Here is a 22,295-nt window from a genome sequence, read left to right on the forward strand (position 1 = left end):
AGAACGAATCCCTGACGGCCAGCATTTTATCTATACAATTCCAGCCTACGCCTACACCCCAAAGCAGACAAACGACTTCCACAGGATCGGATTACTGCTTTCAAATTACAAGCAATCTTTTCCGTATAAACTGCTGGTGAGTTTCTTCTATGCGCATTGAAACCGGAATTGTTCTGTAGTGAGATTAGTATCGATTATTATTATGCTATCCGGTATCATAACAAATATACCGATTCCGGAATTGACGGGAAATTAAACAATTCTCTTTGCAGAAATTATCACAAGTGCAGCTATCCCCTCGCCTTTGCCAAAAGCGGTTAAACCCTCCCCTGATGTGGCAGTAAAGCCCACATGCTCAATCGGCAGCGAAAGTAAAGACGCAAGTGAGGCACGGATTGCGGGAATGTGCTCCGAAAGATGCGGTCTGCGGGCCTCAACAGAAACCGAAAGATGGATTATTTTATACTCAGTTAACTTTTCAAGTGCTTTTGAAAGGTAAACCCTGCTGTCTTTTATCCCCTGCTTCAGGCAAAGATCATCACTTACTTTCCCCAGGATATTAACTCCGGTAAGTCCGGAAACAGCATTGGTGACAGCATGAAGTACGACATCGGCATCACTGTTGCCCGCAAGCCCGGCATGTCCCGGTATAACCACTCCTCCCAGAACAAGTGGTTTTGATGTAAGGGATAACTCAAAAGGATGTGAATCCTGGCCTATTGCGCTTATATACATTAATTTGCCTCTTGAATTCAGTGTGAGTTGTTTTTTCCCATTTTCAGGACAACAGCTTCTCTATTTCACCCGGCTCCGGGAAACGCCCCAGTTTCTTTTTAGAAAATATCAGCCTTCCGTCTACCTCTACTTCAAATACTCCCCCGCTTGACTGCACCAGTTCGTACCGATAACCAAATTTCTGCTTGATTTCTTCCGCCAGACCGACGGCTTTAGGATAGTAGTTTCAGACACCGCAGTAGGTAATTTTCATTAACTTTTCCATGTCTGCTCCTTTGTTGGATTTAGTATCCTGTCGAAGTTTAGGCAGGTATAAATATAAATGTTAGGTACTGATCAGGTAAGCCATAAAGAAAAACCCGGCTTCTTAAGGTCTTGAAACAGGATAAGAACCGGTATAGAAAGAACCAACCGGAAATAAACGATATCGATACCGAACTGGGAACAAGCATTTAAGGTTCAACATGAGTTTATTTTCTGATTACCTGAAGGGGTATCGTGATAGTGCCAAGCAGCCTGCCTTTCAGAGCATCGATGAGATCTGCGGTAAAAAGCAGTTCCTCCTCGTTACGATCTATTTTTTCGAAATAGAGGAAGCCGCTTACATACCCCCCCTGTTCAACGACCCCATCAGGAAGCACTTTTATGAGCATCTCCTCTGTAGGGAGTTCAATTTTAGCCCACACGGTGTAATAGCGGCTGTAGTAGAGCGAATCTACAGTAAAGGAATCCTGGTATGCCGGGAAAGCAGGATACATCCTTGAGCAGTAAGGTGCTACGGAAAACTTCTGGCAAACGACTGCTGATGGCAGTGGCAAGGGGTAAGGAAGAATTATCCAGGGGTCATCCAGCGTGCCTCTGATCTCATAGGGAGGCAGTGCCGCATAGTTGTCTCCACTTGTCAAGCCTTCCAGGTGGAAAACATTGTACCTGATAAGCAGAAGGTCCCTGCTTTTATTCTGTAAAGTGATCCGGATAGGTGTTATCTTATCCAGAATATCGGGTTTTCCGGTCCAGGCCTGCGTCTCCAGCATTATACTCACTCCGCTAGTCTCCGCGAAGGCCATCCCTTCCAGAATCACTGAACTGTGTGCACCGGGCCCGGGTACTATTTTCATGGTAGTTGCACAACTGAGAAAAAGCAGGAAACAAAAAAGAACGGCCCGAATCATTTTACTCACCTCTACCCTGTAGAAAAAGCAAGTAAAATGCCATGCCCCGCCGAAGGGCGGATCTTACATTGTCAAGAAAAGTTTACCTTGACTGCAGGAGAATCCAGTTGAGTGCGGTTATCAACCTGTAAATTAAGGCGATAAGAGAAAGCAGTATGCCATGTGCCATGGCTGCTATGAAACCGGAATTACGGAAAAGAGCCTTAACCCGGTCACGTCTGAGGAAGAGAAAAAAACCTCCGGTGACCAAAAAGAGAAATTTCAGCACACCACCTGAAAACAGAGATCTGACTTTTCCTCTCATCTTCTCCTGCTCCCGATATGTCAAGCTGCTGAACTGTCCTGAACAACAGCACTTACAGTCTTCTCTCCTTCAGTCAGCCTCTCTGCCATTGGCAGATAAGACTGCCGCACCGAAACGCTCTTGTAAGCCGGCCTGATAATCCGTCCTCCGCTTATCAGTTCCTCGATTCGATGAGCACACCATCCGGAAATTCTTGAGATGGCGAATATGGGAGTAAAAAGTTCTCTTGGGATATTCAGCATATCATATATAAAGCCCGAATAAAAGTCGACATTGGCGCTTATGGGCTTGTTTGTGCCCTTAATATCGAGAATAACCTTCGGGGAGAGCTTCTCAACAGCCCTGAGAAGTCTGTATTCGTCCATTCTGGATTTATCTTTTGCCAATTCTGCCGCTTTCTCTCTGAGAATAACGGCCCGGGGATCGGACAGAGTATAAACAGCGTGTCCCATGCCGTAAATCAATCCTTTTCTATCGAACGCCTCTCTTTTCAGCAGCTTGCTCAGATAAGCCGTTATCTCCCCCTCATCAGTCCAGTCCTTTACAGACTCCTTCAAATCATCCATCATCTGGGCAACTTTTATGTTGGCCCCTCCGTGTTTGGGACCTTTCAAAGATCCCACTGCCGCTGCTATGGCAGAATAGGTATCTGTATCCGAAGAGGAAACAACATGGAGAGCAAATGCGGAATTGTTCCCGCCACCATGCTCCGCATGGAGTATAAGTGCCAGATCCAGCGTTTCAGCCTCAAGATCGGTAAAACTTGAATCGGAACGAATCATGTAAAGAAAGTTCTGGGCAGTGCTCAATCCCGGCTGCGGCTTATGAATAAAAAGACTCTGATTGTCATAGTAATGACGTTTTGCCTGATATCCGTACGCAACCAGCGTAGGAAACCTGGCAATAAGCTCTATGCATTGCCTGAGCACATTTTTAATACTCAATTCCTCCGGATTTTCATCGTAGGAATAGGAAGCCAGAACCGCTCTGGCAAGCTTGTTCATGATATCGGGGCTGGGGGCCTTCAAGATCATGTTCTCTGTGAATCCATCAGGTAGATCCCGGCAGTTACCCAGCATTCCATCAAAGTGCTCAAGCTGTTCTTTATTGGGAAGGTTTCCGAAAAGAAGCAGATAAACCACTTCATTGAATCCAGGCCGCTTCTCCCTGCGGCATCCCTCAACTATCTCCTCAACATCGATTCCCCTGTACCGCAGACGTCCCTCAACCGGTACCTTTTCGTTTTCATCAACTATGTATCCATGGACATCACCAATACTGGTCAAACCGACAAGCACACCAGTCCCATCAGGGTTGCGCAATCCACGCTTTACGTTGTATTTGCTGTACAAATCCGCATCGATGGTATTTTTCGCAGCGATTTTGGAAGCCTCATCAAGATACTGAATCTCAAATTCAGACAGCTTTCTTTTATGCCCGTACATAAATAATCCCATCTTTTTTATGAACAGAACTGTGAAATATACATCAAGGTATTAAACCGCATCAGTTCAAATTTCTCACATTTTTACATAAATAACTGTAATAGCAATAGCAAGACACAAAACTGGAATGTATATTCACCTGTTCCATAAAAGGAGATATAGAATGAGCGGAAAAGAACTTGATCAGACACTGGTACTAATCAAACCCGATGCACTTAAAAACTCTCTCACCGGTTATGTGCTTTCACTTCTTTCTGAGTTTCACACCGGATTATGTTTTGCGGGGACCAAAGTCGTAAACGTAACCAGAATGCTTGCCGAAGAACACTACACCGAACACCGTGGCAAGGCTTTTTTCCCCTCCCTTTTAGAATATATAATGGGATTGAGCCACTACCCTGATGAGCAAAATAAACGGAGAGTTGTTGCACTGGTTTACCAGGGTGTCGATGCTGTTGCTAAAATCAGGGCTATTGCCGGACCCACCAACCCTCTGGTCGCCAGAGAACAAAAACCCGGCTGTGTCCGCTCTTTAGGAACCCTTTTCCCGATTAAAGACAATTCAGGAAATATAATCGATCAGAGGATGGATAACCTGATCCATGCTTCAGCTACCGATGCTGAGGCGGAGCGGGAGATAAAACTCTGGTTCAAACCCACAGATATCCCACCCGGCATGCACGGATACTCCACAAAGAAAAGTGACCGGCATTTCTACTATAAGGAGGGAAAACTCTCTGATGTGTATGTGCCGGAAAGTGTTTGTGTTTTAGCCCCGGGAGATATTGTCTGGGAATCGGATCTGGAGATTCTGAACGCAGTCACAAATGGATCAAAGGCCAATGGAACCCTGGAATCCGTAGTTGCAAAATATCTGGTAAATCAGATCCGTTGAACAAACAGATTACCTTAAAATCCCCTGAAAAGGGGATTTTAAGTTTTTACCGAAAAAATTTGATCTGTAAGCCTCTCAAGCCATCTTTTCTCTTGCCAAATTCTTTTAACCCTCTGTTATATTTCATAGTAAAAGGGCACCTGTTCTGCCCCAAAACCAGACCAGGAGTAATTTTGAACAAACATACCATACTTTTCCTTGGCATAATTTTGATCTCTGCACTTTCTTGCGGCAAAAAGAGTGAACCCTCACCGAAGTCAGAAGACTCAAATGCAGTTGCCATCGGTTCATCCGATGAATTCACAAAAATATTGGAATCAAGCAGGAACAAACTTCTTGTCTTTGATCTTTATGCAGACTGGTGTGTCCCCTGCAGGATTCTCTCTCCAATTTTCAATGAACTTGCCAAAATCCACAATGACAAGGCTCTATTCTACAGAATCGATGTTGACAGACATCCTGACATCGCCCAGGCATTCGGAACAAGAGGAATCCCCTATGTGGTTTTCGTCAAAAACAAGGAACCCGTTTATGCTCTTACAGGTGTAAACTCAAAGGAAAGCTACGAGAGAGTGATCCTGGCCTGCGGTTCAGAAATTCCGGTAAGCGAGTGCAGAGAAAAACTGGCAGCACAATGACAAGAGGGAGATGATTATATTATTGAAATGAACTTGGCATCCCGGTTAACACATACTACTCCAACTCTTCTATTCTCGGCAATCTCTCTGTTGCTGCTGGCATACACAAACCGTTTTCATGCCCTTGCCGCCCTTATCCGCGATCTCCATCGCCGATACATGCTCAAACCGGAACCGCTTATCTTTGCCCAGATCAAAAGCCTTCAGAAGAGAATTACCATTATCAGAAACATGCAGTTCATTGCGGCAATAAGCTTTTTCTTCTGCACAGCATGCGTATTTCTGCTTTTTATCGGGTACCTGAAAGCAGCGGAAATCGCGTTTATAACATCAATAACCGCTCTTATGATCTCCCTTTTTCTCTCTGCCCTGGAGATCAATCGTTCCAGCGATGACATCAATATGCAGTTGCGGAATCTTGAGGAGCACAAGTAAAATCACGGTCCTTTTCTCACTCCTCCACCTGCGGTTTTCTTCTTAAAGCCTTCCTGATCCCGGTTTTCTCTTTTAACTTCCGCCTCTTTCGTTTTACACCCGAGGGGACTTTGGTAGGAATACGTGGTGGCTTTTTTCGGTTCAGCTTTTCAAGCCTGAACCGGAGAGTTTTCAGACATGCTTTACGATTGAGATACTGGCTCCGCTCTCTTCTGCAGGTAACAGCCAAGCCACTGGGACGATGAACGAGTCTGACCCCGCTTTCGGTCTTGTTGACGTGCTGCCCGCCCCTGCCGCTGGAGCGGAAAGTGAAGATTTCGCATTCGGCAAGAAGATCTTCATCTGAAAGGGGGATATGGAACTCTTCCATATCCCCAAAATAATATGCAGTTATCTTCCGGAAATGCTAATCTTTTTAGTTTCATTAAAACTGCTACACGCAGATATCTCTTCTCACACAAGCACTCTCTTTTCCGGCGTTAAAACACAAAATGCACTCTATACTGCAATCTCGGAAATCTTATCAGATTCCACATTCCCAAATCCCAGTTCTCCTGCCACCTTCAGATGCTTCACCTGCTTGCCTTCAAAGGTCTTTCCATACCAGGAGGCCAGAGTGACAGCATAACTGTCAACAGCTACCGGATCTGTTCCAGCCACAAAAGTCTTCAGTTCAGCTACTTTTCCCGGACCGGCAGGACCATTGTCAAGCAAAGCCCTGGTGGCATCCACAATACTGAGCGTGGGTTTTATATAATAGAGCTGCTCCGCTATGGCAGTGTGCATGTCCATCTCACGATGGAAAGCTCCCCTCTCCTTTATTAACCCCATCAGTCCCTTGAGATTCAAGGAAACTCCTCCTGCACTGTGGGATTTGGCCGCAGGAAGTGATATGAGAGTATCACAAAGGTAAACTTCCTTCACCACATCCGTCTCCCTGAGCTCCTTTGCCCTGGAGTCACTCTTACGCACATACATGCTGTCCTGCTTGGGAATAAACAGAACCGAACCTTTTAAATCCTTTATAGCGGCCGCTATACCTGTCTTCTCTTTACAATGTTCAGGATCTCTTATTGTATTGTCACATACAATTACCCTCTTCGCCCCTGCCTCGATACACATTTTAGCAAGAGTAAAAACCGCCTCCGGGCTGGTTCCTGTTCCCCAGTCCGGGGGATTGGGAAAACTCATGTTGACCTTTATCAACACCCTGCTGTCCTGCTTTACAAATCTCGATATTCCCCCCATCTTTTCAAGAATCTTCGGCAGCATCTCTGCAGCACTGCCCTTACCCACATACACCTCGCTCTTAGAGCCGGTTTGCTGTGCAAAACTATTTCCCGTCGCCAGAACCGCAGCACCTGCTGCAGAAGCCAGAAATTCACGCCTTGAAATCGCCATCAGTACCTCCGGAACTCCCTATATGTTCATTTGCTTAAATAGATTTGTTCAAAATTCTTTTTTTTTTACAGGAAATCTTCTAATCACCTGAACCTGAAAAGGCTCCTTTATTCGATAAATCCATCTGAAAAGCCTTCACTTACCTCACCAGATTCACCTGCATAATCCAATTCGTTGTCCAGATGGACACTGTCTGACTTACGCCGCCTCTCCCGGATCACCTCTTTCTGCCAGACACTTGCATACTCTCCACTCTCCCTGCGGTTCTCCCCGAATTTGTAAACAACTATTGCCGCCTGATCGAAAATGGGACAGTTCTGTTCACACAGACCGCATCCGGCACAAAGGTCTTCAAACACCACAGGTACCTTGAACCTTCCCTTGACCGTATCTACCATCCTGAACTCTATAGCATTATAAGGACAAACCTCATCACAAACCAGACATTCTCTATTTTGTGCCCAGGCCAGACACTTGTGACGGTCTATCACTGCAGTTCCGATCTTTGCAAACTGCTTCTCCTCAAGCGGTAGCTTCCGTATAGCCCCGTTAGGACACACGTTTCCGCAAAGGGAGCATTTCTCCTCACACCCTCCTATCCTCGGAACAAGCTTAGGAGTGTAAAGGCGCGAAAAGCCATCTGTAAACATGCAGGGTTGAAGCCCATTTGTAGGACACACCTTCATGCACTCACCACAACCAGAACACCTGGCAAGAAACTTCTCCTCAGGTAAAGCACCCGGAGGACGGATCAGCCGCCCGTGATCATCGCGCTTATTTATGGCCGTTGCCCTGAAAACCGGAAGCATCAATACTCCTCCGGCAACCCCGGCAAGAAGATGACGTCTCTGCAGGTCCGGTCCGCTCCCACCTGTAAACTGCGGGCGCAACAGCTGGAAACTGCTGCAGCCATCCTTAAGCTCCACACAGACACCGCACTCTATGCACTCCGAGACATCTGTTCCTGAAACATTCTTTTTGTCAATTGTACCGGTAGGGCATACTGCCGCACATCGCGAACAGGAATTGCACTTTGCAGCATTTACAGCTCTTCTGAAAAAAGTGAAACGGCTTAACAATCCCAGAAATGCACCTGTGGGACAGATATTGGCACACCAGAACCGCTTCTGCCAGAATCCTCCGGCAGTAACCAGCAGTAAAAGGATGACTGTAAGGATTACCCCATAGTAAAGGGGTACTGCCGAAGAAAAAAATCCGCTTATCCTTTCAACAACCGGCGGCCAGATCCACCCTGTCAGATTCAACAGATCAACACCAAAAACACTGAGAACCGGATTTACCAGAACAGTAAGAAAACGGGTAGTTATAGTCAAGGGATCGGCAATCAGGGGAAAGAAGGAACCAAACATGGCCAGAACAATAAGGACAATCAAAAGCACATACTTGATGCGCCGGAAAAATCCCGGTATCCTCCGTCCAGCGGAACGCATCTTCTCAAATATAAACTTGTCCAGAAAATCAATTATGGAACCTAAAGGACAGAAAAAACCGCAGAAGAACCGTCCGAAAAGCGCGGTTAAGATCATTATCGCTGCGGCCGTAACAGCTATCGGTACATAGAAAGATCTGGAAGCGATTGTTGTAAGTAAACCTGTAAGAGGATTTGCCCATAGAAGGATCTCACTATCCCATCTGTAGGCAGCAGGATTTCTGTTGAGGAAGAAGAACAGGAAGAGGAAAGAGAGGAAGAAGAAAATCTGAGAGATAACCCTGAATGTTCTCATTTTAAGCGCTCAAGTTAGATGTTAAAACAAATAAATACTAAAAATCTTTTCTCTTATATTTAAAAAAATCATTTCTTAATCAGCATAATCAAGGTTTACTCTTCTGAAAAGAAGATAAAACACACCTTTTTATTTTGCCAATATAAACATCAATCCAGGTTGAACTCCACTATCTGTCTCACTCTGACCTGCACAGGTATGTTTTTATTACGTGCAGGTTTGAAACGCCAGGTCGAAACCGTCTTCCTTGCTGCCGCTGTAATGCTTGAGTGAGGAGATCTGACAATATCTATATTTTTTACTTTCCCCTGCATATCGATCACTATAAGCATCTCAAGCACTCCTTCGATCTCAAGTTCCCTCGCCCTCCGGGGATACTCGATCGGTGGCTTGTAAAGAGGTACCGCAGCTTCATCAGTTTCCCCTTCCTCAAACACCACAGCCTGCAGATCCTGCTGCTCCATCACCACCTCACCACTGCCCTCCACCGAGAGGTCCGGAGTAAACTTGAAGCTCACAGGGTCAGATCTCTGCCCGCTGAGAGGATTTGATATCTTGCGGAATTTCTGCTCTACAGGGTTTTCCTTCTTCTCCTCTGGTTTTCTATACTCTATTACCGTTTCCAATGGTTTACGCTGATTGGCTGCGGAATCGATACCCGAGGAGAAAAGTCTTTGCAAAAGGGGAAAGATCGAAAAGAGGAGAGCGTTTATCAGAATTGCCAGTATCAGGATAAGAAGTATTGCTGCTGCCTTGCGGAAACGCCTGACCACAATTTACTCCCGATCCGCGGCAATGGAAACATGCTTTGCACCTGCGAGAGCACACTGATCCATCACCTCCACAGCCTTCTCTATCATCGCCTTGCGGTCAGCTATAATCACTATCGACATGTCCGGCCGTTTCTCCAGTTCCTGAGAAACAAGATACCTCAATCTCTCGATTCCCACCTGGCGTCCAAACACATGGATACTTCCCTCCCTGCTTATACCCACCAGCATCGTTTTCTGGCCCTGAAAAACAGCAGTCTGAGCCTTCGGCTTCGATACATCAACACCGGTCTGACGGTTGAAATTGGTGGTGATTACAAAAAAGATCAGCAGGATAAAGACCATATCGATCAGAGGGCTGATATTGATATCTGCAGTCTGCGAATCATCGTCAAAAAGCGCGTAATCCTCAAACATGTTTCCCTGCCTGCTTTCCGTTGCCTGAGAATCGTTTGACAATGCTTTCCCCGTCAATGAAAAGCTGTTTCTGAAACCTGGTTTTCCTGTTATTGATAAAATTATGCAGAAGAAGTCCAGGAAAAGCAGCAATCAGACCAGCTTCGGTTGTAAGCAGTGCAACAGAGATTCCTTCAGCAGTTAAAGCCGGATTCCCCACACCGAAAGTGGTTATTACATCGAAAGTCTGAATCATCCCGACCACTGTTCCCAGAAGCCCCAGAAGAGGAGCGACTGTGATAAAGGCAGCCATGGAATCGAGTCCCTGATTTGTAAATGGCACTATTGAGAGAAGAAACTCCCTGAAATACATCCTGAAAGCAACAGGAGACAGATTGCTTCCGGAAAGATTTTTTATCAGCCGGTCGAAATGCCTGTCACCTGTCCGGACCAACTCTGAAGATATCCTGATCCCCTTTTCAAAAGCAGAAACAAAAATGCGGCGTGCCCTCTCCAGACTCCATAACTCATAAAGCTTCATCAAACCTGTAAACCATACTACAATTGATACCATCAGAATGGGCCACATGATCCATCCGCCCTGGTTGAAGGTATCGAGCACCACCCTGATCATCTTTCAGTTTCCCCCTCAGGATAGAGCCGATTGATCAGACTCATGGCATGGAGTTGGAGATCTGAGCTGATTCTGTTTTTCCTGTTTCTGAGATAGTTATGAATCAAAAGTATCGGTATTGCAACTATCAACCCCACCTCTGTTGTAATAAGGGCCTCGGAAATCCCTCCAGCCAGAAGTTTGGGATCACCTGTGCCGAACCTGGTGATCACTTCAAATAAACTGATCATCCCGGTTACAGTCCCCAGCAATCCCAGAAGAGGCGCAACCGCGGCAATTACAGCAAGGGTATTAAGATGAGAAGCAAGTCCCGGCATCTCCTTCATCAACACCTCTTTTACAGCCTCCTCCGCTCCTTTGCGGCTGCCGCTGCTGTTTTTCAGGCAGGTCCGGGCAATTTTTACTGCTGCACCCTTGCCTTTCTTTTCCAGAAACTTAAGCGCCCCCTCCCTGTCACTATTATTGAGATACTCCTCTACCTTTCTGTAAATGCCTGCATTTCGGGAGCGTTTACCGGCAAATTGGACAAGCTTTATGATCACGAGAATCAGAGCCCAGAGAGGAAGCAGGCATAGAGGAACCATCACTGGCCCGCCGGCAATAAGAAAAGCCTTCAGACGCACCCAGGCAGTTTCTGCCTTTCCGGTTGCAAGCATCTTTGAGTTCTCATTCTGTAAAACATCCACAGGGACAATTCCGCCAGGTACACCAGTTTCTATCCATGAGCCAAATGCATTTGTAAGAGAAGCTTTCAGTTCCGGGTTTTCGATCCTGATTGTCTTGTAGCGGTCAATACCCTCTCTGCCTGTCTGTGCAATACTGTAAAGTGAACCATCCTCAGCCATGCCATACCCGAATACATTTCCGAAACGCGCCACAGTCATCAGTACCGGTTCACCTCCCTCGGGAAAGAGAGTCTGACGGCTGATGGAAAGCCGGCTGCCTGTTCCGGCAGATTCTGTGAGACAGGCAGTCAAAGCCCCGGTAGCAGCTATGATATTACCATCCTTTAACAGAGAACTTCTCAGGGATTCGACCCGCTTTCGTTCCTGCTCCATATCAGTCGGAAAAACCGAAGACACCTCATCAGACTCTTTCTGAAGTATATCCTCCAGAACCGATCTGACATAATTCCACTCCTGCTTTTTATCTTCCAGTTCCTTTCCGGCTTCCTCCAGGCGGCGTTCCAGAGAATAGATCTCCTCTTTTATCGATGCTACCGTGCCAAAGGCTTTTTCCTGCTGTTCGGCCAGCCTCTCCAGCTCTTCTTTATCAATTTCCCGTTTTTCAATAAAACGCTGCTTTTCTCCCCAGCGCTCAGCTATCTGATTCTGCAGCGTCTCACGAGCATCCTGAAGCTTCACTTTAAGCGAAGATAGTTGCTGCTGGAGCTCTTTCTCCTTTTGATTCTTGTCAGGAGCGGCTCCGATGGATACAAACAGACAGAACAGAAGAAAAAGAGGTCTACTTCGCATTGACAACCTCCTTTTCTTTCACAGAAGCAAATGGCAGGTTAACAAGCACCGGAACAGTCTTTCCCTCTCTTATTTTTACCGCTTTAAGCAGAGACGCCGCGACAGCAGGATCCTCAACCGGTTTCCATTCGTTCTCCTCACGGTAAAAAGCCTTCTCTCCCCTGCTGTCAACAACCGCTTCAAAAACGCACCCTACTCGGAGACGGTATACGGTGCCGCTTATCTGTTTGACCGGTGAGATCCCCTCCGCAACCTGAACCTCTCTTGACAGTATTTTCATGTCATGGGCGATGCGGACAAAGCGATGGAGAGCTTCTGTGTTGTCGATCGATCCGGAGGTTATTTCGCTCCTGAGATAAATTATACTCCCTCTGACCTGCTCAGATGCAAGAGGAGGAAGTCTCTCTGATTCTGCAAGCAAGTCATTGCATGAGAGAAGCAGCTTCTCCCTCAGGCGTTTCTGAAGCAGTTCCTGCTGTTTCATTCCGGTATTTACACTCAGAAGACGGCTCTCAAGGGAGTCCCTGACCGAAGAAAGCGCTTTGATCTGGTTTTCTGTAGAGTCAATCTGCCCCTTCAATGCGGAGATTTTCCGGGCTGTCCTGCTCTGGTAGGAATCGAATTCCGCTTTATCCTTAGCACGCTCTTTCTTGACCTTTGAACGTTCAGATTCGATCTTTGCCAGTTCCTTCTTTACCCTGGCTATCTCTTCATCAACACTGCCCTGCTCAGCTCCAGCTTCTAAACCGCTTAACAGCAGCACAAGAAAAAAAAACAGAATCCGGATCACATCACCTCCGACTAACAGAATCAATCTTTTGGGTCAAAACAGATCTAAAAACTAAATCCAAGAAAGGCCATTTTTCAATGCCTTACCCGCTATCCCTAAATCTCCAACACACTCCGACGCTTCTCAATCCAGCTTACATAGTCTGCATCTGCGGTCTTACTGTGCTCCATGAGCCAACCGGTCAGAAAAATACGCAACTGCGCCGGATTCTGCTTTCCGCCTCCGGAATTTTCCATGAAACTGACCAGTTTTGCTGCCGCATACTCATGATCCGTCTGATGAGAAGCGAAACCTGGATACTCATAGAGTCTCATCAGATTCTCTTCAGAGGTAAAATGAAAATTGACATAAAGCTCTATCTCCCTTAGAAGTGGCTCCAGAGAGCTGCCCTGAAAAGTCTCCAGACCATCGAAAAGCCGGTACAGATACTGATGCTGGATATCCATCTCTGCAAAACCTAAAAGGTATCTTTCGCCTTCAGCCACTATATTCTCCTTTTTTGATTCCTGAATTGAACTTCAAGTGTGAACTAATCTACAAATATAGATTATAGTTTATAACTCAATGGAGGAGACCAATGAGACGTCTTGCAGGTTTAATCACTTTAATAGTACCTATTTCTTTGTATGCCGTAACCAAATTTCCATTTCCACATAATGCAAATTACTCCTACGGCATAAAACCTTCCAGCATCAATTCCGATGTTGTCCAGGCCTCTTACGAAGATTTCCTCAATCGTTTCTATACAGAATCCGGAAACCTGGCCCGAATCAAATTTGATGATCAAAATTATACAGTCAGCGAAGGAATTGGCTACGGGATGCTTGTGATGGTGTACATGGATAATGCGAAAAACAACACCCGTGACAAATTCGACAAACTATGGGCCTATTACAACAAGTTTCTAAACGAACGGGGCCTGATGCACTGGAAAATACGCGGATTTGATGGTGTAGACCAACAAAATGCCGCTACTGACGCGGAACTGGATGTGGCTGCAGCCCTGATGATGGCTTACAAGCAGTGGGGAGACGAAAAGTATCTAAATGATGCAAAAAACCTTATAAACAAAATCGCAGCCCATGAGGTAAATGAAAACGGCCACCTGAAACCCGGTGATGCATGGGATTCAAAGAAAAATCCCTCCTACTTCAGCACTGGAGCAATGGAACTCTTTAAACAGGCAAGTTCCTTTGATTGGGACAAGGTTATTACCAACTCATATAATCTGCTTAAAAAAGTAAGAAACGCAAATACCGGTCTTGTCCCTGACTGGTGCAGTGAAAGTGGCAACCCCGAGGGTGATTACTACTATGATGCCACAAGGACCCCATGGCGCATGGCCTGGGCTTACGCCTGGTATGGACATAGTGATGCTAAAGATGTCGCATCAAAAATAGCCACCTGGATAAATGGAAAAACAAACGGATCGGCAAAGAACATAGTCGATGGCTACACCCTGGATGGCGGCAACAAGAGCCAATGGAATGTTGCAGCTTTTATAGGACCATTCGCCTGTGCCGGCATGGTTGATCAAACCCATCAGGCCTGGCTGGATAATGCCTACGATCACCTTGCCTCATTTGCATCCAAGACCGATGATTCTTATTACAATCAATCTCTCGAGATACTTACTCTGCTCCTTTTATCCGGTAATATGCCAAACTTCTGGGCTACTCAACAGCCACAAACTTTCACCCTTACCGTTTCCACACAGCCATCTGCAGGCGGAACAGTCACTAAAAACCCCTCTGCATCACAGTACAACAGCGGAGCAACTGTAACCATTGAAGCCGCACCTAATAATGGCTACCGTTTTGTCAACTGGAGCGGGGATATCTCCGGCACTGAAACATCAAAAACCATAACAATGACCAAAAACATGAACGTGGTCGCAAATTTCGAAGTCATTCAGACCGAAACCTACACCCTTACAGTTTCCACACAGCCATCTGCAGGCGGGACCGTCACCAAAAACCCCTCAGCATCACAGTACAACAGCGGGGCGACAGTAACCCTTGAGGCGGTACCGAACGATGGCTACCGTTTTGTCAACTGGAGCGGGGATATCTCCGGCACTGAGACACAAAAGACCATAACAATGACTAAAAACATGAATGTGGTGGCAAATTTCGAAGCCCTGCAGCAGAAATATACTATCACCCTTTCCGCTCAACCTGCCAATGGAGGTACAGTCAACAAATACCCAACAGAAGAACAATATAACAGCGGCACTTATGTAACTGTTCAGGCTGTTCCTCAGGATGGTTATCGATTTGTCAATTGGAGCGGAGATATATCTGGCACAGAATTATCAAAAACATTCCAGATTACTGCGAATATGAATATCACAGCGGTTTTCGAGCCGAATGTGGGAGTCAGTCATAATCTGGCTGGTTCGAGATCCACGGTTTTAAATCTTCAGCAGAATTCAGGAAGTCTTGTTCTTGAATATTCAACTGTCAAAGCAGAAAGAGTCAGCATTACGATTCATGATATAACAGGGAAAACCGTACTTGCTCCTGTAAACGGATTTATCCCTGCAGGAAGACATCTGATGAGAGTCAGAACAGCACTTAACAGTGGAATATACTGGATCAGAATGCGTTCAGCCAATGGAGAACTTGTCAGGTCGGCAACAATAACCAGATAACAAGAATCTTTCGGGCTCTCAAAAAGAGGGCCCGTTTTTTACAAAGTCAAGTTCTCCGGTATCTCGGAAAGAATCATTTCCTTTAATACCTCCCCGTCGATATCTGCCGGCAACACCTCGTCACTCACCGCAACCGAGGCAGCCACACCTGCAGCTTCTCCTATACCCGCTACAACAGGCATCACTCTAAGAGATGAATGCGCTTCATGTGTTGAGCTGATACAGCGTGACCCGATAAGCAGGTTTTCCACTCTGCATGGAACTATCGAACGGTAGGGAATCTCATAATACTCGCCATCCTTAAGATGTCTGAGCACTGTACCGGAACCTACCGGATTGTGAATATCGATGGGATAACAGCTCCTCGCTACCCCATCGTGGAACTTTCGCCCCTCAAGTACATCCTCTCCTGAAATGACATACTGCCCTCTTATCCTCCTTGTCTCCCGAACCCCGATCTGAGCAGCGGTCTTGATCAGGGAAGCACCGGAAAAACCCGGAAATCTCTCCTTGAACAGACGAAATATCTCAAATGCCTGCCGTCTTCCTTCCACTTCAGCATTTGTCAAATCAAAGCCGCATATCCCGGATTTTCCGATTACCCGGGTGGTGTTAAAATGAAAGATTCCTTTCTCCAAAGTCTCAAAGACCAGTACATCCTCTCTGGGCTGATCAATCTCACCATTCTCTTTGGCTTCAAGCAGTATCGATGTGAGTGCATCTCTCAATGTCAAGGCATCCAAACCGGGGTCAACACCAGCGACCTTGAAACAAAGAGTCATCGGTTGACATGCATTGTCATCCGGACGCCCTACTTCAAACGGCACACCAGCACTTGCTGCCAGGTCACCGTCACCTGTGGCATCAATAAAAATTCTCGCGTTGATTCTGGATATCCCTGACTTGTTATATACCCGGACAGAATCGATCCTGTCCCTGCTTGTCTGAGCATCCAGGAAAACAGTGTGCAGGAGCAGATCTATTCCCTGCCCAAGTACCATTTTATCAAGCACCGATTTAAGTACTTCATCGTCAAATACACACCCCTGAGCATCCAGAGCATTTTCCAGAGCCAGGCACTGAAGAATCTGGTCAAATGTCTCAGAGCAAAGCCTTTTACCTGCAGTGCTGTAAGCCATAAAGGGATTGACCAGCCCGGCTGTAGCCATCCCTCCCAAAAAGCCATACCGCTCTACAAGCAAAACATTCATTCCATATCTGGAAGCAGCGAGTGCTGCACAAACACCTCCTGGTCCTCCGCCTATTACAGCAACATCATAGGTTTGGTTTAAATCCATGTAAGTAAATCCTCTCTCTAATTATTAGGAATACTATTGAGAGGGGAATTTATTCCCGTTTTGTTTATCGCATAGTTTTCACGCGACATTAGGAGGGCACGAGGGCACGGCAGCACGACAATACGACAATACGACAGCACGATAATACGATAATAAAATAATACAACAATACGATAAAATGAGAGTAAGAGGGTACGAAGGTAACGCGCCTGTTCGTTCTGCAATTTTTTAATGGCTTTTTAATTTACAATTACTAACACAGGGATGAAATGGAAATCCGGTATACAGTATTCGTTTCTTCTTCCACCAGTAAAGATTGAGAAGCCAGCCAATCCTGCCCAACTTGTAACAGGCCCCCGCCAGGTACTGCACTATGTCAACACAGAGTGGGTGACGAAAGACCGCAGTCTTCTGCGGGCTGAAGGCAGGGGGAGACCTCCCACGACTTATCTCTTGATACGATAATTGCCATTGCAAAGGACATTCATATTTTTATTAGCGGAAAAGATACCAAATCGGCAAAGAAATTTTCTCAAAATTTTTTCTTTTCTAATTATGATTACAAGCACTGCTTTGGATTAAACACTTCGATACCGATTCTGATTTCAATACCGACCCCGATCTATGAATAAGATTTTACCCTGCATATCAGGATTCCAGAAATCATCCCGATCCCGATATGAAGAACAAACATCTGAAAAAACCCATATTTCTTTTTATCACCACTCTTATCAGAAGTATTTTCTTTTTTACTGGACTTTTTTCTCACGAAAGGTATCTGAAATGGTCGAATTCTCTGAAATTGCAAAAGGAATGCGGGGGTCTGAAATACGGCGTCTGATGAAACTTGGATCCGATCCATCGATAATCTCCTTCTCAGGAGGAATGCCGGCTAACTCTCTTTTCCCCATCGATGTTCTGGATGAACTGTATAACAATTTGCCAAAGGAGGCCAAGCAGGCTGCCATGCAGTATGGTCCGACATCCGGCTATCCTCCACTTCTTGAGGCTCTCAAAAATTATCTGAAAAGCAAAGGCCTTCCACTTGATGGGCAGGATTTGATTATAACTACCGGAGCACAACAGGCAATAAACCTTTTAACCAAGGTGCTGGTCGACCCCGGTGACCTGGTTATCACCGAATCACCCAGTTTTATCGGTGCTCTTGCTGCTTTTAAATCCTACGGTGCAAATCTTGCCGGAATACCCATCGACAACGAGGGTATCAATATCCTCCAGCTGGAACAGGAACTGAATTCCCGCGCTTCACAGATAAAAATGCTGTACCTTTCTCCCTATTTTCACAACCCTGCCGGGATCACCTACAGCCAGAAACGAAAAGAAGACCTGCTGAATCTGCTCAAAGGAAGAGATCTGGTTCTATTAGAGGATGATCCATACGGGGAGCTCTACTTTGACGAAGCGGATAAAAGCCTCACGGTTCCCATGAAAGCATCGGGTATCGACACTGTGCCTATATGTTATGTAGGATCATTCGCAAAGATATTCGGGCCAGGACTGAGACTTGGATGGCTGCTTGGGCCTGAAGAGATTGTGGAAAAATGTGAGATGGCCAAGCAGTCCGCAGATGCCTGCTCGTCCACACTCACACAGGTTCTTGCTGCTGAATATTTGAATAAAGGGAAGCTTGCCCCATATCTTCAGTTCCTCAGGCCTGTTTACGCCAGAAGAGCAGGACTGATGCTTGATGCGCTCGAAAAGTACATGCCTGATTATGTATCCTGGACAAAACCCAGAGGCGGTTTTTATGTCTGGGCAACCATGCCGCAGAATATGGATTCATCTCTGGTATTTCAGGAATCAATCCGCAACGGCGCTGCTTTTGTGATCGGAAACGCTTTTGATCCCCACGGGGTTAAGAACAACTCCTTCCGCCTCGCGTTCTCACATACTCCAGAGGAGCGGATTGAGGAAGGAATCAAAATAATCGCGGATGCGATTAAAAAAGTGATGGAGAGTTCGGTGAGCGGTTCTGTTCGGTAAACTTACGGATCTGACAGTTCCCTCAGTTTCTCATTTGACATAAATTAAAAAAAACAGCAGCGGGAGGCCCTCTTCTCCCGCTGCCATTCCTGCGTGCGCTCCCTCTGCCTCTGCCTGATCAGGGTTTGAACCTGATCGCCTTTTGTCCATGTTTGAGATAAATTCCCGCCGGCAGCTTTTTGTCGGTTACATTGGTTCTTGAACCGCTTATTATTCTGCCAAGCGGGTCAAATACGATGTTGTTCCGGGTTGCAGGTGCAAACCTTACTTTTGAATAAGACGGATTCCAGGCAATATCGGTTCCCGGGCAGTAAGGCGAATCACCTTCAGCGATCGCAAAATTATCATAGGTCAAATCAAGACTGTCATTGCAGAACACTCCAACTCCGGTCATTACAAACCCGATATTATCCAGCGTGTCAAGATTTACACCGTTAACTCTGAATATATAGCCGGTATCCTTGCTTTTCCTCACTTCCAAAGTATCGATTAAACCGGCAACTACCGCCCCTCTGATAGCAGTATTAGGCGTCAATGGAATAGACTGGTTGTTTGCGAAAACTCCGAAAGACCGGTTTCCTGTAATGATAAACCCTGACATTGGTATCGGTGATCCATCACCTTTTATAAAAAGTCCATACATGGAGTTTTTGCTTCCCGATACAAATGAGACATCCACCCTCATTGTGAATTCCTCGAGAGAAATGTCGGTAAAAACGTATGCGTACTTGCCGGTTGTTAAATGCAGTTTACCATCTGCAACCTTCACTTCAGCCTCATCACTTAACGTAGCCCATCCGAACATTTCCGCATTACTGTTGAAATCATCAGAAAAACAGGCATTCACACTGGATAGTGTATCAAAGGTATCGGTAACCTTTATATCATCAAAAACCGCCGCTGTGTTTTTGGGAAGGAACATGGCGATATCACCCGAAGGATATTTTGAATCAGTAAAGCTACCAACTTTGTGGTCATTACAGAAGACAACAAAATTGCTGCCCTGTTTGCAGATTTTAAGTTCATTAGTGGCAGAAGCCACAAATGGACTCTTGACACTGAGCAATGGGTTTTCACTGTCAGTCCTGAATACAGTTATGTAGGAATCTGTTCCTATTCTTGCATAATAACCTGTAACTGTTCCTGTAATGCCCAGACAGAAAAAGAAGCCGGGTTCAAGATTTTCAGAACTTCTGGTGATCTTGCCTGAAAGGGTAAATGTGGATGGTTTACCGTTGTTAAAGGTGTGATAAATCAGGCCCCCGACATTATCGGTATTATTTGCCTTACAGACCCCATCCTCAAAACTCATGGTAACAACACTGGCATTGCTTGAAACCCAGTTAAGCAAAGAATTTGTGGGGTTCGAGAAATCATCCTCGAAAATCACCCCTCCCCAGGCCTGCAAAACAACCAGGGCCATCATTACCGTCATCCCACCTGCAACTCTGATTTTCAACATCATGCCTCCTTTCGGCGTTTTCCGCACATTATGGTCTGAATATCAATGTTTCCGGATAAGATAAGTTTACACCAAGATCCGACTTGGCCGTTGTGTCAACCACAACCTTGTATGTCACACCCTCCCTGAACGGGGTTCCCTCTATACACTCGCCAAGACTGTCCCGTGTACATAGTGCAATATATAATACACCTGCCCCCTCCCACCAAAGGGAATCTATCGAAGTAAGACTGTCACTTGAGATCACTTTCACCGCCTTGCCGGTACTGCGGGTGTCCATCGAATGGCTGAACTGTATGACTATATCATAAACCGAATTCCCCACATCAACATTCTGCATGCCTTCCGCACCATCAGCCGGTGAACTCCATAAGATATACGGTCTCCCTAACGGCTCCCTGGGACCGCACTCCTTTGCGGTCCAGAAACCTGATGACCTTTCAGGGTCTACTACCATCGATGCGCTGCATCCGGGAAGAACCGTGAATTCAGCATAACTCTCGTATGTATCATCACTTCTGTACAAAACGATTTCATGATCCCCTGAAGGAATACCTCTGAATCTGAACACACCCTGACTGTCCGCTCCTGCTGTAAAGGTGGTACCTGATATATGAGCGACCTTGAAATTCACATCAGATGATCCAGCGCCAAATGTCTCAATTGTCACATTTCCCGATGCATCGAGCACTATCTGTGTCTCACTCTCCTGATAATAGCTGTGCCTGATCTTCTGCATCCCCGACTTGCTTCCCTTCGATGCAACCAGAACATAATCGCCCGGTGCTACACTGTCAAATCGGAAAAAGCCATGTGCATCACAGAAAACTGTATCAAAAGAAACAGCCTTGAAACAAAGCAGAAAATCCCCCACAGGTTGCACATAGGTCGTATCCACCGAACCCGTTGCACCATCCACACCAAGCACAACCATCGCCCTCGATGCCTCATCACCATTCACAAAGGAAACATAGCCGGTTATATCAGGATTGCCCACATCAGAGCCGCCTCCGCAATGAATCAAAAAAATAACCGGCAAAAGAATGCCGCGGATAATCCCGCGCCTGCTTATCATATATCCTCTCTTTCATCGACAAGACGACTCTTACGATCTGTGGCAACAAGAGGAAAAAACTGGAAATTCAATTGATAAATCTGATCTGCATTGGCACTGTTCGCCGCCAGATTAAGAATTTTCTTCCTGAACTCCCTCAATAGTAATTTTACATTCTGTACATCCTGTCTTGCTATCCTTATAGTAGTGCCGGAGATTTCCCGCTCCCCGCTTAAAAAACGGGTGATTGATTCCGCTCCCAGCCTTATCATCTGCCTGTGAAACTCCACAGCCTTCACCGAATGTACACGCTCATCTGTGGCAAGAGTCTTCTCCGACGGGCTGAGACGGCCGTCTTTCTTCACTATCAACCCTAACCTCTTCAACAAACTCAGTGACTCCGCGGCTTCCTGCGGTGTTATCTGTGGATTTAATACACGGGAGATCCATTTTGTGGAGTTTTTGTAGTCCGGAAGGTCGACTATCTCACGGATCGCAAGATGGTACCATTTCGAAAGTACCTCATAACTGTCCTCATCGAGCTTTGTCGGTATCTCTGTTCTCTTGAGTTCCATCAGCTCTTTAAGATACTTCTCCCGCTCAGCCAGAGAAGCTGTCTGGTTGAACAGAACAAGTGTCAGAAAATAATGCCTCTTTGTGCCCTCGATTTTCAGTGCAGTCGCGAATCTGTTTGCCGCCTCAAGACTTAAATTGCGCTTCCCATCTATTACATGCTTCAGAGCTGTTGGGGACTTGAACCCTGCTTTTTGCACAATATACCGATTCGAGAATACAGAAGTTCTCTCCTTCTCATGTGCCACCAAATCCCTCAAATATTTACGATAATCGTAATATTCGAAAATATTTGGCGGTTCCGGACGATTCGGCATAACGTTCATACTCTTATTATAAGCAAATACCTTTTGCTCAATCAAGGTATATATATGAAAAGTGTATTCTTTCAGAATACACAGAACTGCCTGATACTT

General features: G+C 45.9%; 23 protein-coding genes. 5 read left to right on the plus strand and 18 right to left on the minus strand.

From position 1 onward, the window contains the following. Positions 1–252: 252 nt before the first annotated feature. The 5 genes from GX089_01680 to GX089_01700 form a co-directional block, all read right to left on the minus strand. Positions 253–735: a 2-C-methyl-D-erythritol 2,4-cyclodiphosphate synthase gene (locus GX089_01680; GenBank protein ID NLP01184.1), complete on the minus strand. Its 483-nt coding sequence runs from the start codon at positions 733–735 to the stop codon at positions 253–255. A gap of 43 nt (positions 736–778) precedes the next feature. Continuing rightward, positions 779–937 (minus strand): SelT/SelW/SelH family protein, encoded by a 159-nt coding sequence (locus GX089_01685; protein NLP01185.1) that lies wholly within the window; start codon positions 935–937, stop codon positions 779–781. Between the two features lie 268 nt (positions 938–1,205). After that, a complete protein-coding gene (locus GX089_01690) occupies positions 1,206–1,916 on the minus strand; it encodes a hypothetical protein (protein NLP01186.1) in 711 nt (236 codons plus the stop codon). Positions 1,917–1,989: 73 nt separating this feature from the next. Continuing rightward, positions 1,990–2,211, minus strand: a complete 222-nt coding sequence (locus tag GX089_01695; protein NLP01187.1) for a hypothetical protein — start codon at positions 2,209–2,211, stop codon at positions 1,990–1,992. Between the two features lie 20 nt (positions 2,212–2,231). Next, positions 2,232–3,656, minus strand: a complete 1,425-nt coding sequence (locus GX089_01700; protein ID NLP01188.1) for a citrate/2-methylcitrate synthase — start codon at positions 3,654–3,656, stop codon at positions 2,232–2,234. A 163-nt stretch (positions 3,657–3,819) separates the two neighbouring features. Here GX089_01700 and GX089_01705 point away from each other — a divergent pair, with 163 nt between their 5' ends. From GX089_01705 to GX089_01715, 3 genes are all read left to right on the plus strand, one after another. Further along, complete coding sequence (locus GX089_01705) at positions 3,820–4,551, plus strand: nucleoside-diphosphate kinase (protein NLP01189.1); 732 nt, start codon at positions 3,820–3,822, stop codon at positions 4,549–4,551. A 173-nt stretch (positions 4,552–4,724) separates the two neighbouring features. Then, entirely contained in the window at positions 4,725–5,189 is a 465-nt protein-coding gene (locus tag GX089_01710; GenBank protein NLP01190.1) for a hypothetical protein, read from the plus strand. A 27-nt stretch (positions 5,190–5,216) separates the two neighbouring features. Beyond that, positions 5,217–5,624: a DUF2721 domain-containing protein gene (locus tag GX089_01715; protein NLP01191.1), complete on the plus strand. Its 408-nt coding sequence runs from the start codon at positions 5,217–5,219 to the stop codon at positions 5,622–5,624. Positions 5,625–5,640: 16 nt separating this feature from the next. Here the strand turns inward: GX089_01715 and GX089_01720 are convergent, their stop codons facing one another. The 9 genes from GX089_01720 to GX089_01760 form a co-directional block, all read right to left on the minus strand. Further along, positions 5,641–5,994, minus strand: a complete 354-nt coding sequence (locus GX089_01720; protein ID NLP01192.1) for a peptide chain release factor-like protein — start codon at positions 5,992–5,994, stop codon at positions 5,641–5,643. Between the two features lie 128 nt (positions 5,995–6,122). After that, positions 6,123–7,025, minus strand: a complete 903-nt coding sequence (locus GX089_01725) for a DUF362 domain-containing protein (GenBank protein NLP01193.1) — start codon at positions 7,023–7,025, stop codon at positions 6,123–6,125. Between the two features lie 107 nt (positions 7,026–7,132). Then, positions 7,133–8,770 (minus strand): 4Fe-4S binding protein, encoded by a 1,638-nt coding sequence (locus tag GX089_01730; protein NLP01194.1) that lies wholly within the window; start codon positions 8,768–8,770, stop codon positions 7,133–7,135. A 149-nt stretch (positions 8,771–8,919) separates the two neighbouring features. Next, entirely contained in the window at positions 8,920–9,543 is a 624-nt protein-coding gene (locus GX089_01735) for an energy transducer TonB (GenBank protein NLP01195.1), read from the minus strand. Between the two features lie 3 nt (positions 9,544–9,546). Then, the gene (locus GX089_01740; protein NLP01196.1) at positions 9,547–9,957 is read right to left on the minus strand and encodes a biopolymer transporter ExbD; all 411 of its coding nucleotides are present in this window, start codon (positions 9,955–9,957) and stop codon (positions 9,547–9,549) included. Then, positions 9,950–10,570 carry a MotA/TolQ/ExbB proton channel family protein gene (locus GX089_01745; protein ID NLP01197.1) on the minus strand — a complete coding sequence of 207 codons (621 nt, stop codon included), beginning with the start codon at positions 10,568–10,570 and terminating at the stop codon, positions 9,950–9,952. Before GX089_01745 ends, GX089_01740 begins: the two co-directional genes overlap by 8 nt. Further along, positions 10,567–11,454 carry a MotA/TolQ/ExbB proton channel family protein gene (locus GX089_01750; protein NLP01198.1) on the minus strand — a complete coding sequence of 296 codons (888 nt, stop codon included), beginning with the start codon at positions 11,452–11,454 and terminating at the stop codon, positions 10,567–10,569. Before GX089_01750 ends, GX089_01745 begins: the two co-directional genes overlap by 4 nt. 580 nt (positions 11,455–12,034) lie before the next feature. Next, entirely contained in the window at positions 12,035–12,835 is an 801-nt protein-coding gene (locus tag GX089_01755) for a DUF3450 domain-containing protein (GenBank protein NLP01199.1), read from the minus strand. A gap of 95 nt (positions 12,836–12,930) precedes the next feature. Then, entirely contained in the window at positions 12,931–13,320 is a 390-nt protein-coding gene (locus tag GX089_01760; GenBank protein NLP01200.1) for a hypothetical protein, read from the minus strand. Between the two features lie 92 nt (positions 13,321–13,412). Here GX089_01760 and GX089_01765 point away from each other — a divergent pair, with 92 nt between their 5' ends. Continuing rightward, a complete protein-coding gene (locus tag GX089_01765; GenBank protein NLP01201.1) occupies positions 13,413–15,488 on the plus strand; it encodes a hypothetical protein in 2,076 nt (691 codons plus the stop codon). A 38-nt stretch (positions 15,489–15,526) separates the two neighbouring features. On the opposite strand, the gene GX089_01770 is transcribed toward GX089_01765, so the two are convergent. Next, positions 15,527–16,786: an FAD-dependent oxidoreductase gene (locus tag GX089_01770; GenBank protein NLP01202.1), complete on the minus strand. Its 1,260-nt coding sequence runs from the start codon at positions 16,784–16,786 to the stop codon at positions 15,527–15,529. Between the two features lie 783 nt (positions 16,787–17,569). On the opposite strand from GX089_01770, the gene GX089_01775 reads away from it, so the two are divergent. Further along, complete coding sequence (locus GX089_01775; protein NLP01203.1) at positions 17,570–18,790, plus strand: PLP-dependent aminotransferase family protein; 1,221 nt, start codon at positions 17,570–17,572, stop codon at positions 18,788–18,790. Positions 18,791–18,908: 118 nt separating this feature from the next. On the opposite strand, the gene GX089_01780 is transcribed toward GX089_01775, so the two are convergent. Genes GX089_01780 through GX089_01790 form a run of 3 tightly spaced genes read right to left on the minus strand, consistent with a single transcriptional unit; the run spans position 18,909 to position 22,196 of the window. After that, positions 18,909–20,255 carry a hypothetical protein gene (locus GX089_01780; GenBank protein ID NLP01204.1) on the minus strand — a complete coding sequence of 449 codons (1,347 nt, stop codon included), beginning with the start codon at positions 20,253–20,255 and terminating at the stop codon, positions 18,909–18,911. Positions 20,256–20,280: 25 nt separating this feature from the next. Beyond that, positions 20,281–21,327: a hypothetical protein gene (locus tag GX089_01785; GenBank protein ID NLP01205.1), complete on the minus strand. Its 1,047-nt coding sequence runs from the start codon at positions 21,325–21,327 to the stop codon at positions 20,281–20,283. Then, complete coding sequence (locus tag GX089_01790; protein NLP01206.1) at positions 21,324–22,196, minus strand: TIGR02147 family protein; 873 nt, start codon at positions 22,194–22,196, stop codon at positions 21,324–21,326. The genes GX089_01785 and GX089_01790 overlap by 4 nt, the downstream gene beginning before the upstream one ends. Positions 22,197–22,295: the final 99 nt, after the last annotated feature.

This window comes from Fibrobacter sp. (genome assembly GCA_012523595.1).
Classification (GTDB): domain Bacteria; phylum Fibrobacterota; class Chitinivibrionia; order Chitinivibrionales; family Chitinispirillaceae; genus JAAYIG01.